We start from the raw sequence: 15,420 nt of genomic DNA, 5'->3' as shown, positions 1-15,420 counted from the left end.
CTGTATGGTTGGCGTATGAGCGTCGAAATAGACGAGGTCACCAGCTTCCTGGCCAAGAATGAGCCTTTCTCCCACCTGCCGGAGGAAGAGCTCGTTGCGCTGTCCTCACAGTTGAGCATGATCTACCTGCGCCGAGGGGATTTCCCCATCAAGCTGGGGCAAGAAAATGCCAACCTCCACATCATCCGCACCGGGGCGATCGATGTGCTGGGGGAGGACGGCATGCTGCTAGACCGCCGCGAATCCGGGCTCACCTTCGGTTATTCCACGCTGCAGGGGGAGCCGCACTCCGCTTATGAGATGGTCGCGGTAGAGGACAGCCTCGTCTTCACCCTGGCGCAGGAGGACTTCACCGAGTTGTCCCGCCGCAACCCCGACATTGCGCGTTTCTTTTCAGCGCAGTCTCGCCGGATCCGTGCGGCAGCACGCGAGCTGTCTGAATCCACTTCGACCGACGTTTTACGCACGCCGCTGCGAGAGCTCACTCGCACCGACATATTGACTGCGCCGGCTGCCACCACCATCCGTGAAGCCGCGATGCTGATGACGGACCGCGGCGTGTCCTCACTGCTCGTTGTTACACCGGGTTCAGATTCAGCCAAGCGTCTTGCCGGCATTGTGACCGACCGTGATCTGCGCACCCGCGTGCTCGCCGCGGAGCGTGACCCTGCTGAATCGGTGGGGGAGATCATGACGCCTCAGCCCCTCACGGTATCGGCAGATGCCCCCGCTATGGAGGCTCTGCTGCACATGGCGGAGCGCGGAATCCACCACCTGCCGGTGGTTAAAGAAGGCACCCTGCAGGGAATAGTCACGCAATCGGACATCACGCGGCTGCTCTACAATGATCCGGTCTACCTCGCCGCAGATCTCTCGCGGCGCGCCAATGCCGCTGAGCTTAATGAAGCCTTCCACGAAGCCACGCTTCTTGCCGGACGTTTCGTGGAACGCGGCTCTACGCCGGCGGAAGCGTCCAGCCTGGTCACGTTGGCCGCCGATGCGGTAGCGCGCCGCCTATGTACCCTTGCCGAGGAAGAACTGGGTCCTCCGCCAGTGGAGTATGCCTTCGTGGCCGTGGGTTCGCAGGGGCGGCGCGAAATGGCGCTGGCCTCAGATCAAGATAATGCGCTTGTCCTCGCGGATGATTATGATGCCAACGCGCACGGCGAGTACTTCGCACGGTTTAGTACCTTCGTGTGCCAGGGCCTTGCCGCCGCCGGTCAGGCTCTGTGCCCTGGTGACATGATGGCCATGAACGCCGAGTGGCGGATGACGCGCTCCCAATGGATCGGCACCTTCCGCAGATGGATCCGGGACCCCCAACCGGAGGCGCTGCTCAACGCCCAGATTTTCTTCGACTTCCGCGTGCTCTACGGAAGCGAGGAGCTGGCCCTCGAGGTCCACACTGCCGCCGTGGAGATGGGCAAGGGTGCGACGCGCCTGCACGCCCACCTGGCTAGCCTGGCCGCGCGCCGCGAGCCGCCGCTGACGCTTTTTCGCGGACTCGTGGTGGAGCGCGATGGCGACTATGCACATACCCTCGACATCAAAAAGGGAGGTACCGCGGGTATTGTCCAGATGGCGCGGCTCTTCGCCTTAGCATCCGGCTCCACGGTGGTGGACACCCGCCAGCGCCTAAGCGAAGCCGCCGGGAACGCGGTGAGCCGCCGCGGTGCACAGGAGCTTCTCGACGCCTTCGACTACCTCCGATCCCTTTCCTTCGAGCACCAAGCCCGACAGTTGCGGGAAGGGCACAAGCCGGACTACCACATTGACCCCAAGAGCTTGGGGCGGATGGACCGCGAGCACCTGCGCGATGCTTTCCGTGCGATCAAGTCCATGCAGAACGCGCTTGCCACCAAGTACCCGGTGAGGAGTATCTAGATGTGGAGCCGGTGGAGCCGCCGCGCGGATTGGGGCGCGCCTGTACGAAGCACCCCGCTCGATGAGCTGGGATTGCTCGCCGTAGATATGGAGACCACGAGTCTTGATCCGCGCACAGGAAAGATTGTTTCTATCGGGTGGGTCCCGGTGAACGGCGGTGTTATCGACCTATCTGGCGCCGGCTATACCGTGGTGCGCGGCGCGAAGGTGGCAGAAGATGCACATGTTCACCTGCTGACGCAGGAGGTCATCGATGCCGGCGAGGAACGCAAAGTGGCAATGAAGCAGTTGCGAAAGGCCCTGAACGGCCGAGCGCTACTCGCTCACTTCGCACCTGTGGAGGTGGGTTTCATAGAAGCGGCTTCCAAAGAGATATTTGGTCAGGTCCCTCGGCTGAGCGTGGTGGATACCTTCGCTATCGAGCGGCGCCACATGGAACGTATGGGCACTTATCCGCGCGGCGAGGACCTGCGCCTTCCCCGAGTTCGCGCGAGATACGGCTTGCCGCGCTATGGCAATCACAACGCGCTGAGTGATGCTTTGGCCTGCGCTGAGCTATATCTGGCACAGCGGGGGAGCACGCGGGCGGTGACCTTGGGGGACGTCGCCAAGCGCTAGGCGGCCGAGCGGGCGTTGTACCACAAGTTGGACGCCTGCAGTATCATCGCGTTCTTTGCAAGCTTTACACCTAGCCCCTGAACGCGAGTGAAAAACCCTTGCGAGTAGTATGGCCGTCATGCGTTTAGGACGAATTGCTCACACCGAAGGTATTTGTTTCGCCATCATTGATGGTCCCGCCGACGCCCCACTTGACCAGTTGGTGGCCAAGGAAATCTCCGGCACCCCGTTTACCCCGCCGGAGCCAACTGGCCGCGAGTGGCCGTTGAGTGAGGTGCGCTTGCTGGCGCCGACCCTGCCCACCAAGGTCGTGGCGCTTGGCCGCAACTACGCCGACCACGTGGCTGAGGTCTTCAAGGAATCCGCGGAGCACCTCCCGCCGACGATCTTTATTAAGCCCTCCACCGCAGTCATTGGCCCCGGTGCCCCCATCAAGATCCCGGAGTTCGCCACCAACGTGGAGTTCGAGGGAGAGCTCGCGGTGGTGATCTCAAAGGTCTCGAAGAACATTGATCCGGAGAAGTGGCGTGATCACGTCGTTGGCTACACCATTTGCAACGATGTCTCTTCGCGCGACCTGCAGTTCCAGGATGGCCAGTGGGCACGTGCGAAGGGTATTGACACCTTCTGCCCGCTAGGCCCGTGGATTGAGACGGACCTGGACTGCATCGACCTCGATGACCAGAAGATCAACGCTTACCTGACCCACGATGGCAAGCGCGAGCAAAAGCAGGATTCCAACACCGACCAGATGATCGTGAAGATGGGCGGCATCATCGCGGAGATCTCGCAGTCGTACACGCTTCTGCCCGGCGATGTCATCACCACAGGCTCCCCGGCTGGTACGGCGCCGATGGTGCCGGGCGATACCATCGAAATTGAGATCCCCGGCGTGGGCAGCCTGACCAACCCGATTGAGCGGGCCTAAAGGCCGCTCTAGAGGCCGAGTGCTTTGAGAATGGTGCGCAACTTCGCCGTGGTTTCCTGAAGCTCGGCCGTCGGGTCGGAATCCACGACGATTCCGCCGCCTGCCCACGCGCGGGCGGAGAGCCCATCGCCGGCTACTTCCGCGCAGCGGATGGCCACCATGTATTCGCCGTCGCCGGAGTCATCGCACCAGCCCACTGCACCGGCGTAGAAGCCGCGGTCGGCTTCGGCGGTTTCGATGAGCGCTTGCGCGGCTTCCGTGGGGGTGCCGCAGATGGCGGGGGTGGGGTAGATCAGCTCGGCCAGTTCGAGTGCCGTGAAATTCGAATCCTTCAGTGTTCCCGCGATCGGGGTTCCCAGATGCCACATCTCGTTCGTGGAGGTCAGCTGCGGGGTGGTGGGGGCGTCGAGAGTCCTGCACAGCGGCTGCAAGATCCGGCGGATGTGGTCCACGACGAAGGCATGCTCGCGCAGATCCTTGCCTGAGTTTTGGAGGTCTTGACCGGCCTTGATATCGCGTGCCTTATCGGCCTGGCGGGGCGCCGAGCCAGCTAGGGGGAAGGCCGTAACCGTTGAGCCTTGCTTCTTAATCAACACTTCCGGGGAGGAGCCCACGAGCATAGAACCCGGGCGCCCCGCCGGCGACAGGTCGGCGATGAAGCCATCGCGGTGCGAGGATAGATCGATCAACCGCGCGGCCACGAGGAGCGGATCCACCGGAGCATTGAACTCAATGTCAACGGCGCGAGCAAGAACCACCTTGTCCAGTTTGGAGGCTTCGATCGTAGCGATGGCGGCCTCAATGCGGCGCAGGTGCTCTTCCGGCTCCGGATCAAAACCGGTCACGCGCGCATTGAGCTTGCCGCTGCGGTAGTAGGCATGGGGCTCAAGAGGCCCGTCCTCACGAATGATGCTGCGCGGCACGGTGAGCGCAGCTGGATCACCCTTGTGAAAGGGAAGTGCGCCGACGATCATGGGCGCGCTGCCGGCACGTAGTGCGGACACTGCATCATCGACAGCGCTAAAGGTGGTGGTTGAACCTTGGGTACGCACAGACCCCGTCGCGCGGGACAGGAGGAAGTCGGGGGCGGTAGAGGGTCTGTTTTCACACATAAGGAATTACTCTAGTTCCTTCCGCTGCTAGCGCCGAAACCAGATCCCTTGCTTTTGTGATATGACCGGTATCGAGGTGCTAGTCGCGATTGCGCGGGCGGAAGAACTGCACGGCAACAAACAGCCCGATACCAAGTAGCAGGGCCAGGGAGCCCATGCCTGCGAGAAAGCCTGCCCAGAAGCCGACCATCGGGGCTCCATAGCTCATGGCCTGGATGTTTTCGGCGTCAGCATAGTCTTCGTTGGAGTCGGACGCAGAGTGCTGTTGCTGTGCTTCCTGCTTTGCGCCGCGTTCCCGGTTGGCAGCGGTGTTGCGCGTGGAGCCTTTTTCTCCTGAGGAAGCAGTGCTTTGCGACGCCCCACGGTGTGCCGAATCTCTCTGTCCTTGCGCTGTGTGGGCTACACCGTTCTGTGCCGAGTTCTGGGACTGCGACACTGAGCGCTGGCCATCAGCTGGGCGTTCAGTACTGGGCTCTTTAGACGTTGGTGATGTTCCCGGTTGTGCTTTACTGCGTGCACTCGGACGCGTGGAGTGCCGCGAATCCTGAGCCCGACTTGTTTCGGAGGGCTTTCCACCGTTGAGGAGGGTATCTGCCTCCTTGAGTGTTTTGTCCATAGTCTTATCCAACTGTGCGATGGACTTGGAGGTGTCATTGATGTCCTTGGCCAGTTGCTGCGGCCGGTTCTTCGGGCTGCCCGAGCCAGCATTGTCGCCTTCGCTGGAGTCCCACTCCAATTCGCAGAGGTCGGAGGCATCGGCGTCGCCGACCAGGAACGGTACGTCGATGGAGTGCTCGGAGCCATCGTTGAGCGTGAACGTGAAGGTAGCGGCGTATGCTCCCGGTTCGGTGAAGATTATCCCGGTGTGGCTGTGGAAGTGATCGGGGTAGTCCCAAGTGATATCCGGGTTATCTGAATCAAAGAGCACGGTGGGTTCAGCACCCACAGAGTTCTGGAAACCCACCATGCGCCCGCCGTCCGGCGCGGCGTGCAGCGTTAAGGAAAGGGTGGCGTCGGCTGCCGCAGCCTCGTCGAGGTAGCTGGTGTTGAATCCAACCCACGGGATATCCGGGTTCTGGGTTTGGGGAATCTGCCAGCCTTTCGATGGGATGTCGTTGCCTGCGGATTCTTCAAAGGCGGCGTTGCTGCCCACCTCCACGTAAAACTCGCCGGAGGTGTAGTCCTTGCCTGACTCGTCATCGCGGGCCAAGAAGGAGAGGTTTCCGGAATCTCCGACCAATGCTAGGTCTTGGTGTCCACGGGTAAAGGCGTGCAGGGAGTCGGCATCGCAGGAGGCCTCGCTCGCGTGCTCTTCGGCGAGGGCTGGCGGTGCAGCGGCCACCAACGGCGGTGTGCTGAGAGCTAGTGCAGCGACAGCGGTCAGGGTAAGCGGGCGGAAGCTCATACGTGTCATATGAAAAGAGTTCATGCGGACAAGGTCTCCTTCGAGGTGTGTGATTGCGAGGTGGATGCCGCGTCGCGGCGGGAATGCAGTAGAGGGGAGAGTGCCCACGCCACAAGGAAGAAGGCGGTGAGCAGCAGAACGATGGTTGCGCCGGCGGGAAGATCGATGGCCCATGCGAGGTAGATTCCGAAGAAACTGCCCAGCGAACCGATCACCGCGGAGGCGACCATCATTGACCCCAGCGAGTCACAAAGCAGCCTGGCGGTCGCGGCTGGGGTGATGAGGAGGGCCAGGACGAGGACGTTGCCGATGGTTCCCACGGAGATAACCACCGCGCCCGTGACGCAAAGGTAAAGCACGATGTCTAGGACAAAGACGGGAAGCCCCATGGCACGGGCAGTCTCTTTGTCCATGCAGGTGGCTGTGAGCTGGGGGCCGAGGAGCAATACTGTGGCCACGATAAGCACCGAGACGGTGAACGCGGTGTAGAGATCTGCGTGGGAGACGCCCGTCAGCGAGCCGAAAAGAAAGCTGGTGAGCGAAGCCGTGTAACCCTCCACGCGTGAGATGATCACCATGCCGAGCGCAAAGGAAGCGGCAAAGAAGATGCCGATGACGGAATCTTCGCGCACAGTTCGCCGCTGGGAGAAGCACGCGATGAGCACGGCCACCGCGCAACCCGCCACGGCGCCGCCCAGCAGTACTGACCCGTGAAGTGCGAAGGCGATGGCCAGTCCCGGGAACACTGCGTGGGACACTGCATCGCCGATGAAGGCCATTCCACGTAGCACGACGTAGCACCCCACCACGCCGCACACGATTGCGGCGAGGAGGGAGATCCCTACTGCGCGGGCGAGGAAGTCCAAGTGCGGGTTGGTGAGGTCTTGGAAGAACTCAACTAGCGAGATGTCGATCATGCCGCCACCCCAATCGCGGAGAGCAGGGGCGAGGAGGCTGAGACTCCGAAGGTGGTGCTCCAAGGCTGTGGGGTTAAGCGCAGGGTTTCCGCTGGGCCGTCAGCGATGATGCCCCGGTTGAAGAGCACAAGCCGTGAGCAGGAATGTGCGGCCTCTGAGAGGTTGTGCGTGGACATGACAACGCTGGTGCCATCTGTAGTGAGCTTGTCAAAAAGAAGCAAGAGCTCCTCGGTATTGGGGGCGTCGAGGCCGGTGAAAGGTTCGTCGAGAAGCAGCACCTCTGGTTCGCAAGCTAAGGCGCGGGCGATGAGGACGCGCTGGCGTTGCCCGCCGGAAAGCTGGGCTATAGGACGCCGTGCGAATTCTTCCAGGTTGGTCAGCTCGATGGCCCGCCGCGCGGCCTCCTTATCGGAGCGCCCTGGGCGCCGGAACCACCCCACTAGTCCAGTGCGCCCACTCAGCACCGCCTTGGCCACGCTGATGGGGAAGTCCCACTCTACGTCGTGGCGCTGCGGGACATAGCCAAGCGAGGTGGTCACGTCGATGGTCCCGGTAAAGGGCACGAGGCCTAAGACAGCGCGCATGAGCGTGGTTTTGCCAGCGCCGTTCGGACCGAGGAGCCCGATAAACTCGCCAGGGTTAACAGAAAAGCTTGCCCCGTCGATGACGCGGCGGCCGGACAGCGATACGGACAGATCGTTTACCGTAATGAAGGGATTAGCCACGCCGCCCACCCTTCGCGCGCACGACGGCGATGATGGCACCGATGAGCACGAGGACGCCTACGCCCGCGAGCGCCCAGATCCACGTGGGCACCGACGCCGACATAGAGCCGGACGTGGCGGAGGACTCGGCATTGGGGTCCCATTCCACGGCCTGTGCTTGCGCAACGTCGGCGTCATCGCCCACAGCGAAGGTCAAGGTGGCTTCGGCAGCTACCTCTTTTCCGGCGCTTTCTCCTGCGCCCTCGCCGCTCATGCGGACCCGGATCTGGTGAATGCCGGGCTCGGTGAACACCCAATTGGCGTGGGTATGAGTGCCCAAGTCCACCCAGAAGCCTTCTGAGTCCCCGGTTGCTGTAGACCACAGCAGCTGAGGTTCTTCGAAGCCGCCGTTTTGCAGGAAGAGGGAGAACTCACCCGGGCCTTGGTGCCCGAGGAACTCCATTGTCACTCCTCGCTCAACGTTGTCTGCCAATGAGGGAGCTTGGGTATTCCAGCCCAACCACGGAACGTCAGCCTGCTCCGTTTGCGGTACGACCCACACCTGCGAGCCAGGTTCTGCGCCAACGAAGGAGAATGCCTTGTCCTCCGGCAGAGTCAACAGGGCGTTGTCACCCACCTGGAAGACCACATCCTCGGGCTGGCGCCACACGGGTGTTTCAGCCGAATCATCGCGAGCGAGGAACTCAGCTTGGCCTTCGGAGAGCAGGAGCCCTAGGTCGACGTGGCCGTGATCGATGGTGGCAGCCGTTCCAGGCGCGGCTACCTCTTCGTTAGAGCTGACCACCTGGGCGAGATCTCCGGCGAAGGCAGCTGCCGGTGCGAAAGCCAAGGCCGCGGCGGTAAGCGTTGCCGCAAGCGGCATAGTGACGGTTCGGATGGTGAGTTTAGACATGAGATTCCTTTGTTGTGTTGCTGAGACAGCGGTTGAGTGAGTGCGCGTTGAAGCGCAAGAGGTCGAGATACGTCGGAACGGCGTCATCAAGCGTGTCGCCGTAAATCGGGCATACAGCCACCCCGAGGGAATCGGCGGCTTCCCGGATGACATCCGCGCTGGCTTGTTGCGTTGGTTCTACGAATACGGCGGGAAGCTGGAGGTTCTCCAAGGTGCGGCGCAGAGCGATGACATCGCGCGGCGAGGGCTCGATGGCCGGGTTCGGAGTAACGAAGCCCGCAATATCAATGCCGTAGCCTTGCTCCAAGTAGGCATAACCGTGATGCGGCGTAACCAGGTGGCGGTTGCGCTCCGGGATGGAGGAGATGAGCCGTCTTACTTCGGCATCGGTTTCCCGCAACTGCGTGATGTAGTCCTGTGCGCGGGCGCGGTAATCCGCGCCGTGCGAGGGGTCCGCCTGGGCAAGCTGTTCAGCGATGACCTCGGTAAAACTGACAACGTTAGCGGCGTTATGCCACAGGTGCGGGTCCACCTCACCGTGAATGTGCTTTCCTAACACCGCCTGCGGCAGGAGATAGGTTTCATCGCCTGGACGGCCTAAGAAACGGTAGGAGGGATCCGGCGGGATCTCCTGCAGCGCGGAGTTAGGGACGCGCAACACCGTGGTCTTCGGATCAAAACGCTCGCCTTGGTCCTCCAAATCGAGTTTTCCTGTAGCCATGTCAGCGGTGATATCCACGTGGCCCGCATCGAGCTCGTGCATCCCCTCAGGTGCGTTTACGCCGACGGCCACTGTGAATTCCTGCGGGGAGCCATCGTGAGCGCCAAAGCTCAACCTGTAGATACCGGGCTTGCTAAAAGCCCAGGAAACGTGCGTGTGGGCGTTGGCTGGCAGCGTTGTGGAATCCTCGCGCGGATCTATCCCATCGGCGGTGTTAAAAAGGACCTCTGGCGTACCGAATGTCGAGACCACGTAGGCGGCGGCATCGCCCGGGCCTTCTGCGTCGATCAGGCGCAGGTCGACGCTCGTGGTACCTGGGGCTGCGTTGCGCACACGCAATCCCAGCCACACGGCATCGAGCGCGATGTTCTCCACCAGCGGGACCAGCTTCGCGCCGCGCGTGGAGGCCTGATCCGCCACTTCGGTGACGGGCACATCCGACGACTCCTTCATGGACTTCAGCAGATTCTGTGGCTCGAGAAGAAACCCGTTGGACAGCAGTACGTCTGCGTTTGCGATGTCCCGCACCGAGCGCAGGCTCGGTTCAAAGGTATGGGGATCCTTTCCCGCGGGGATCAGGGTCGTCACCGTGGCGTCATGTCCGGCCACATGCTTGGCGACGTCCCCCAGTATCGGTGTCGTCGCCACCACCTTCACCTTTGCATCGTCTCCGCTGGCAGTGCTCGCGCAGCCACTCAGCGCTGAGGCACCGAGAGAGATGGCGGAAAGAATCGCGATGCACGCCATCCGAGTGCGTACTTTCCGAGGCATCAGTCGCGGCCCCTCAGCAGCGCGAGGCGCGCTAGCGCCAGGCCCAGCACAAGCATTCCCAGGCCGAGGATGCCGATGCCCCACGGCAACAGGTTTTGCCCGCTGTCGTAGTAGCCGGCCGCAGCCACCGTGTCCACATTCTCCCCGTCTGCGGTTTCGGCGGATCGGTGAGAAGGCTTGCGCTCCTTCCTTTCCCCGCGAGTTGTGCGGTCTTTACGCTCCTTGTTGTGGGCCTGTTGTTTGGTGTCTTTGGCACCGGCAGCGGTGGCCGATCCGCGGGCAGCGCCTCCAGAGCTGCCGGCTCCGGTGCTTCCAGCGTGAGAGCGTGAGCCGGAGTTGGAGGAAGCAGGTTGCTCAGGGGAGGCGGCGCCTTGCGCAGTCCCGTGGTCATCGTCGGCACCGTCAGTGCCATCATCGACGCTGGATTCCTCGTCCCCGGAATCCTGGGGAGCGGCTTCGCCGTCGCCGACGTCCCAGGTATAGGTGACCTGATTACTCGTGTCGCCGTTGGATTCAGCCTGAACAGTCATGGTGTACGTACCAGGTTCGCTAAACGCCCAATTGACGTGGCGGTGCGCCGGGTAAGCCTGATTGATGACGTCACCGGACACCAAGTCGAGCTCGCCGGCGTCCGTGACCGGTTGAATATCACCAAAGCCTGCGGTTTCGAAGATGAAAATGTCGCCGGGCCCGGTGACCTCAACAAATTCGAAGTTCACGTCCTTATATCCAGCAGATTGGGCCGCTTGCGTATCCCAACCCGGCCACAGGAGTGAGCTGTCCTGGGTCTGGGGGAGGTAGTACGTCGGTGTGCCGATGCCATCGATGCGCTCGGTCGCCTCGCTCCATGCCTCCTCAGCCACCTTGAGGGTGACATCGTTACCGGGCCTGATGACGCCACTACCAGTTACGTCTTCCTTCATCGACAGCGTCAGCTGACCATCCGGCGCGGAGACATAGAAGGCATCCACGTGCCCAGAATCTATAACCTCGCTTTCGGCGCGGGCAGTCGCTGGAAAGCCAAAGACGGCCACGAGAAGTGTCACGGCGATGGCGCACACGGCGGCATTGAATGTTTTCAGCGGTGCGGAATGCAATCGAAGTGTCCTTTCTAGCGGTGAAGTAGACCGTTGAAGCGGGCCTCGATCTGGGCTCTGTGGTCGTTGTAGAAATTGAAGAGGCGTTGGAAAATGAGGGCCACGACGGCCGGAAGCACTAATCCCCACAGGCTGTCGAGCTTGGGCTTAGAGGACGTCATCCCCTTATCTCCACTGGGTTTCGTGTTTCCTGGCTTCTTACCGCCGGGTGTGTTGGTGCCTTCGCCTTCGCTTCCTTCCTTGGAGCTTGCGCAGTCCTTGATTGCGGCGTCGCCAGCCGCGACGGTGAGCACCTGGGGTTCGGAAGAAATTTCTTTGCCATCGGCGGTGGTGGCCGTATAGCTGACTTCGAGCTTGTAGATTCCCGGCTTGGTAAACACCCAATTGCTGTGGGTATGCGAGGCAAAAGTGGTCTCGATGGACAAGTCTCCTGCGGCTGAGTTGATCAGCGGGGTAAAACCTTTGCCTAATCCTTCAGTGGTGAAGAGCCCAATTTCTGCGCCTTCAGGCTTCTCGACGGGCTTAATATTGAGCATGACCTTGCCGTCTTTATAGTCCTTGTAGTTGAGAGCTTGGGTGTTATATCCCGGCCAGATGATGCTCTGCTCTTGGGTTTGGGGGAGGAGGAAGAATTTCTCCTTGCCCAGGTAGTCGAATTCCTTGCCGTTGAGCGCGGCGGGGCGGGAGCGCAGTGCGTTGTCGTGTACTGCGAGGACGACGTCGTCAAGCGGGCGCTCAACGGTCTTCTTATCCACGATGGCCGTTTCATCCTTGAGGCGGGTGAGAAACTTATCGCCGTCACGGGATACCGCAATATCGACGTGTCCGTGGTCGAGCACTGCCTTGTCGGCGCAGACACCGGTGTTGTCGCCGGGTTCGGGCTGAGGAGTGTTATCTGGGGCTGGCGTAGGAGCCTGAGCCCCAGCGCCGAGTTTGCCCACGCGCTCGTACGTTTTTCCGAAAGCGAAATTGTCGGTCAGCGTGATGCTGCCGGAGTCTTGCGTGATGCTTGGGTGCGGAAGAATATCGAGGCGCACGGTATTGCCGTTGAAGTTTGCATTGGCACCGACGACAAATTCCGCGCGGCCGCGGGTGATAGTGCCGTCGAAATCGATGTCCGGAAGCGAGCTTCCCTTACTAAAGAAGCCACCGTGCACGTAGCCTTCCAGGTTTTTATCGGCTGCCTCCAGGATGATGCGGGTGGCGTCTTCGCCCTCCGGAACGGCGCGCGCGGACAGTCCCGTGTCAGATAGCGAAACCTCTTCTCCGGAGAAGAGTTGACGGGGGTTGGTCGTCTCCTCCCAGGACTCCGCGGACGTCTTCGAGGAGGTAGAAAGCTCAGCGTTTTCAGAATAGGCGAGCTCCTCGCTCACCCAGCGCGGGCTGCCGTCCTCCGGGGTGTACACAGCTTGGATTGTTGAGGCCTCGGGCCCTAAGAATTCATCGAAGTGTGCCTTGCCATCTTTCACGGCTAGATCGGTGAGGAAGTAGCCGTCGATAAGCAGCGTGAGCGTGCCGTTACTGCCCCCAGTGAAGTCGATGGAGGAAAGCCGCTCATCTCCATCTTTGTCACGGGACTTGGCAGGGGCGATGCGCAAGCGATAGTCCTTCTGGCTAGCATCCCCTGCGGATGCCTGTTCGAAGCGCTCCTTGAGGGAGGGAGTCTTGTGGTCTGACGGGCGCTGCCCTCCGACCTGAATGGACGTGGTTGTCGGCTTGGAGGAAATGAACTCGCCGTCTTTGTTTCGCGCGGTGGTTTGGTATGTGAGCTGGTAGCGCCCGGGTTTGGAAAAGACAGTGAAGTTGTGGGTATGCGTGCCACTAGTCAGCCACGCGGAGTGAGGTGCGCCCTCCGACGTGCCAAAGAATCGTTGAAGCCCGCCAGGGCCGGGGTAGTAGCCAAACATCTCTACTTCGCCCGGTCCATCGACGCTTAACAGGTCGAGGGAGGCGATGTTATCGCGGAAGCTGTCGACAGGCAGCTCAGTGTCCGCGCCAAAGCCCATCCATACCGGGTCCAGGCTGCCCTGCACGCTGGCAGGGGCCATGTAATAGGTTTCGCCCGGCTTCCCCAGGAAGGAGAGCGCAGGGTCTTCAGGCACGGTGAACTGGTATTGGTTCGTGCCGTTTTGGTCCCAGCCTTTGCCTACCCACGTGACGGTGTCGGCGAGGTCGTGGTCAGACTCGGCTGAATGGCTCTTGAGGTTAAGAGAATCGTCTTCCCAGAATGCTTTGGGGGAATCGATGTGCGTTTGGGTGGCGACGTGTTTGCCGTCGTCAGGGCCGGCTACGGCGGTAGCGGGGGAGAAGAGAAGTGTGGCGCAGGTAAGCAGCGCCACGGAGCGAGTTCGAGCCACAGTGTGGAACCTTTCTTCAGTTCTGTCGAGAGAATTTCACTATAGGGAATGGAAATCAATTCCGTTTAGTCTGGATCGAAAACCCAGTTCACGCTTAGTGGAAACCGGGTTCAATTACCCCCAAGTGGGGCGGGCGGTGCCGTAACTCAGCGCTGAACTACGATGGTTGACATGACTGAAACAACTTCCGACGTCCGCGTACGTTTTTGCCCGTCGCCCACAGGAACGCCCCACGTGGGCATGGTCCGCACGGCGCTGTTCAACTGGGCCTATGCCCGCCACACCGGCGGCAAGCTCATCTTCCGCATCGAGGACACCGATGCCGCTCGTGACTCCGAGGAGTCCTTCCAGGCCATCATTGATTCGCTGAACTGGCTCGGCTTGGGCTGGGATGAAGGCGTCAATGTGGGTGGTCCGGACGAGCCGTACCGTCAGTCGCAGCGCATGGATATTTATGCCGATGTCCTGCAGAAGCTCAAGGATGGCGGCTATGTCTACCCGGCTTATTCCACCAATGAAGAAGTGCAGGCGCGCCACAAGGCGGCCGGACGCGACCCGCAGCTTGGCTACGACAACTTTGACCGCGACCTCACCCAGGAGCAGATCGATGCCTTCGAGGCGGAAGGCCGCAAGCCGGTGTGGCGCCTTCGCATGCCGGACAAGGACTGGACGTGGAATGACCTGGTGCGTGGAGAGCTGACTTTTAAGTCGGAGACCCAGCCGGATTATGTGGTGGCCCGCTCCAATGGCGCACCGCTCTACACGTTGGTTAACCCCGTCGATGACGCGCTCATGGGGGTTACCCACGTGTTGCGCGGCGAAGATCTGCTGTCTTCCACTCCGCGCCAGCTCGCCCTCTACGAGGCGCTCATTGAGTTGGGCATTGCCAAGCAGACCCCGGAGTTCGGCCACCTGCCGTTCGTGATGGGTGAGGGCAACAAGAAGCTGTCCAAGCGCGATCCGCAGTCCAACCTGTTCAACCACCGCGATGCGGGTATCATCCCGGAGGGAATGCTCAACTACCTGTCCCTGCTGGGCTGGTCCCTTTCCGCGGACAAGGACATCTTCTCCGTCGATGAGCTCATTGCCAACTTCGATGTGCACGACGTCCTGGGCAACCCCGCCCGTTTCGACCAGAAGAAGTTGGAAGCCATCAACGCCGACCACATTCGTTTGCTTGAGCCGGCTGACTTTGCCCAGCGCCTGCGGGATTACCTCACCGAGTACACCGACTTCCCTGCGGATTACCCGGAAGACAAGTTCGCCTTCGCCGCCGACCTGGTGCAGACCCGCATTAAGACGCTGTCTGACGCTTACGGGCTTATGTCCTTCCTGACCACGCCGGACGCTGAGCTGGAGCTCGATGCCAAGGCGGCGAAGAAGAACCTCAAGGAGGAGGCTGTTCAGCCTCTCGAGGTCGCCATTGCCAAGTTGGAGGAGCTTGGGGAGTGGAAGACCGAAGAGATTGAAAAGGTTCTCTCTGGCGCACTTATCGACGACCTCGGTCTCAAGCCCCGCAAGGCCTACGGCGCCCTGCGTGTCGCGGTCTCGGGACAGCAGGTTTCCCCGCCGCTGTTCGAGTCCATGGAGCTGCTGGGCAAGGAGTCCACGCTGGCTCGCCTTAAGGCAGCTCTGGCCGTGACTCCGTGGAGCGCTGAGTAGTCTCAAGCGCTAGTCTCACAGGCCTGTAATTTCGGGGCATTAAGAATCGTTCTTAATGTCCCGAAAATGCTATCTGGCCTGGCGATTTGTGTGTATCGGTGGTGCTGGATATAGTAATAAACCGTTGCAGCGAGCGGCGAGGGGTTAAGCTCCAAGCAAGCTCAACGCGATAGTGGCCTATGGTGTAATTGGCAACACAACGGTTTCTGGTACCGTCATTCTAGGTTCGAGTCCTGGTAGGCCAGCAGTGATAACTGCGTAAAGTGCAGCGGCACTTTGCAGTCAGTGGTCACAGTTCTATGCCCCGTTCGTCTAGCGGCCTAGGACGCCG

At 61.1% G+C, this 15,420-nt stretch carries 12 protein-coding genes and 1 tRNA gene; 5 read left to right on the top strand and 8 right to left on the bottom strand.

Annotation, left to right across the window (positions count from 1 at the left end; all coding sequences use genetic code 11):
• Nucleotides 1–15 precede the first annotated feature (15 nt).
• The 3 genes from HMPREF2604_RS10975 to HMPREF2604_RS10965 all read left to right on the top strand — a co-directional run bounded on the left by HMPREF2604_RS10975 (nt 16) and on the right by HMPREF2604_RS10965 (nt 3,430).
• Complete coding sequence (locus HMPREF2604_RS10975; RefSeq protein WP_070565381.1) at nt 16–1,884, top strand: DUF294 nucleotidyltransferase-like domain-containing protein; 1,869 nt, start codon at nt 16–18, stop codon at nt 1,882–1,884.
• Nucleotides 1,885–2,502, top strand: a complete 618-nt coding sequence (locus HMPREF2604_RS10970; protein WP_070565379.1) for an exonuclease domain-containing protein — start codon at nt 1,885–1,887, stop codon at nt 2,500–2,502.
• Between the two features lie 118 nt (nt 2,503–2,620).
• Entirely contained in the window at nt 2,621–3,430 is an 810-nt protein-coding gene (locus tag HMPREF2604_RS10965; RefSeq protein WP_185963178.1) for a fumarylacetoacetate hydrolase family protein, read from the top strand.
• Nucleotides 3,431–3,438: 8 nt separating this feature from the next.
• Here HMPREF2604_RS10965 and HMPREF2604_RS10960 read toward each other — a convergent pair whose 3' ends face one another.
• The 8 genes from HMPREF2604_RS10960 to HMPREF2604_RS10925 form a co-directional block, all read right to left on the bottom strand.
• Complete coding sequence (locus HMPREF2604_RS10960) at nt 3,439–4,542, bottom strand: isochorismate synthase (RefSeq protein WP_070565377.1); 1,104 nt, start codon at nt 4,540–4,542, stop codon at nt 3,439–3,441.
• A 79-nt stretch (nt 4,543–4,621) separates the two neighbouring features.
• On the bottom strand, nt 4,622–5,971 hold the full coding sequence (locus tag HMPREF2604_RS10955) for a choice-of-anchor M domain-containing protein (RefSeq protein WP_070565375.1): 1,350 nt from the start codon (nt 5,969–5,971) through the stop codon (nt 4,622–4,624).
• On the bottom strand, nt 5,968–6,864 hold the full coding sequence (locus HMPREF2604_RS10950; protein ID WP_070565373.1) for an anchored repeat-type ABC transporter permease subunit: 897 nt from the start codon (nt 6,862–6,864) through the stop codon (nt 5,968–5,970). The genes HMPREF2604_RS10955 and HMPREF2604_RS10950 overlap by 4 nt, the downstream gene beginning before the upstream one ends.
• Entirely contained in the window at nt 6,861–7,589 is a 729-nt protein-coding gene (locus HMPREF2604_RS10945; protein WP_070524404.1) for an anchored repeat-type ABC transporter ATP-binding subunit, read from the bottom strand. The genes HMPREF2604_RS10950 and HMPREF2604_RS10945 overlap by 4 nt, the downstream gene beginning before the upstream one ends.
• Nucleotides 7,582–8,481 (bottom strand): choice-of-anchor M domain-containing protein, encoded by a 900-nt coding sequence (locus HMPREF2604_RS10940; RefSeq protein ID WP_070524402.1) that lies wholly within the window; start codon nt 8,479–8,481, stop codon nt 7,582–7,584. Before HMPREF2604_RS10940 ends, HMPREF2604_RS10945 begins: the two co-directional genes overlap by 8 nt.
• Nucleotides 8,474–9,973 (bottom strand): anchored repeat ABC transporter, substrate-binding protein, encoded by a 1,500-nt coding sequence (locus tag HMPREF2604_RS10935; protein WP_070565371.1) that lies wholly within the window; start codon nt 9,971–9,973, stop codon nt 8,474–8,476. The genes HMPREF2604_RS10940 and HMPREF2604_RS10935 overlap by 8 nt, the downstream gene beginning before the upstream one ends.
• Entirely contained in the window at nt 9,973–11,070 is a 1,098-nt protein-coding gene (locus HMPREF2604_RS10930) for a choice-of-anchor M domain-containing protein (RefSeq protein WP_070565369.1), read from the bottom strand. Before HMPREF2604_RS10930 ends, HMPREF2604_RS10935 begins: the two co-directional genes overlap by 1 nt.
• Nucleotides 11,071–11,084: 14 nt before the next feature.
• Entirely contained in the window at nt 11,085–13,427 is a 2,343-nt protein-coding gene (locus tag HMPREF2604_RS10925) for a choice-of-anchor M domain-containing protein (protein ID WP_070565367.1), read from the bottom strand.
• Nucleotides 13,428–13,589: 162 nt separating this feature from the next.
• On the opposite strand from HMPREF2604_RS10925, the gene gltX reads away from it, so the two are divergent.
• Nucleotides 13,590–15,089 (top strand): glutamate--tRNA ligase, encoded by a 1,500-nt coding sequence (gene gltX, locus HMPREF2604_RS10920; protein ID WP_083299251.1) that lies wholly within the window; start codon nt 13,590–13,592, stop codon nt 15,087–15,089.
• A 173-nt stretch (nt 15,090–15,262) separates the two neighbouring features.
• Nucleotides 15,263–15,334, top strand: a tRNA-Gln gene (locus HMPREF2604_RS10915).
• Nucleotides 15,335–15,420: the final 86 nt, after the last annotated feature.

Origin of the sequence: Corynebacterium sp. HMSC055A01 (assembly GCF_001809405.1) — a bacterium.
Classification (GTDB): domain Bacteria; phylum Actinomycetota; class Actinomycetes; order Mycobacteriales; family Mycobacteriaceae; genus Corynebacterium; species Corynebacterium hesseae.
Note: the sequence above shows the minus strand (reverse complement) of the source record. Positions and strands in the feature narration are given on the sequence as shown.

Bases quoted from the DNA above. Each gene is read 5' to 3' on its own strand.
- HMPREF2604_RS10965 (WP_185963178.1), top strand. From the start codon at position 2,621: ATGCGTTTAGGACGAATTGCTCACACCGAAGGTATTTGTTTCGCCATC.
- HMPREF2604_RS10935 (WP_070565371.1), bottom strand. From the start codon at position 9,973: ATGCCTCGGAAAGTACGCACTCGGATGGCGTGCATCGCGATTCTTTCC.
- HMPREF2604_RS10970 (WP_070565379.1), top strand. From the start codon at position 1,885: ATGTGGAGCCGGTGGAGCCGCCGCGCGGATTGGGGCGCGCCTGTACGA.
- HMPREF2604_RS10975 (WP_070565381.1), top strand. From the start codon at position 16: ATGAGCGTCGAAATAGACGAGGTCACCAGCTTCCTGGCCAAGAATGAG.
- HMPREF2604_RS10950 (WP_070565373.1), bottom strand. From the start codon at position 6,864: ATGATCGACATCTCGCTAGTTGAGTTCTTCCAAGACCTCACCAACCCG.
- HMPREF2604_RS10940 (WP_070524402.1), bottom strand. From the start codon at position 8,481: ATGTCTAAACTCACCATCCGAACCGTCACTATGCCGCTTGCGGCAACG.
- HMPREF2604_RS10955 (WP_070565375.1), bottom strand. From the start codon at position 5,971: ATGAACTCTTTTCATATGACACGTATGAGCTTCCGCCCGCTTACCCTG.
- HMPREF2604_RS10960 (WP_070565377.1), bottom strand. From the start codon at position 4,542: ATGTGTGAAAACAGACCCTCTACCGCCCCCGACTTCCTCCTGTCCCGC.
- gltX (WP_083299251.1), top strand. From the start codon at position 13,590: ATGGTTGACATGACTGAAACAACTTCCGACGTCCGCGTACGTTTTTGC.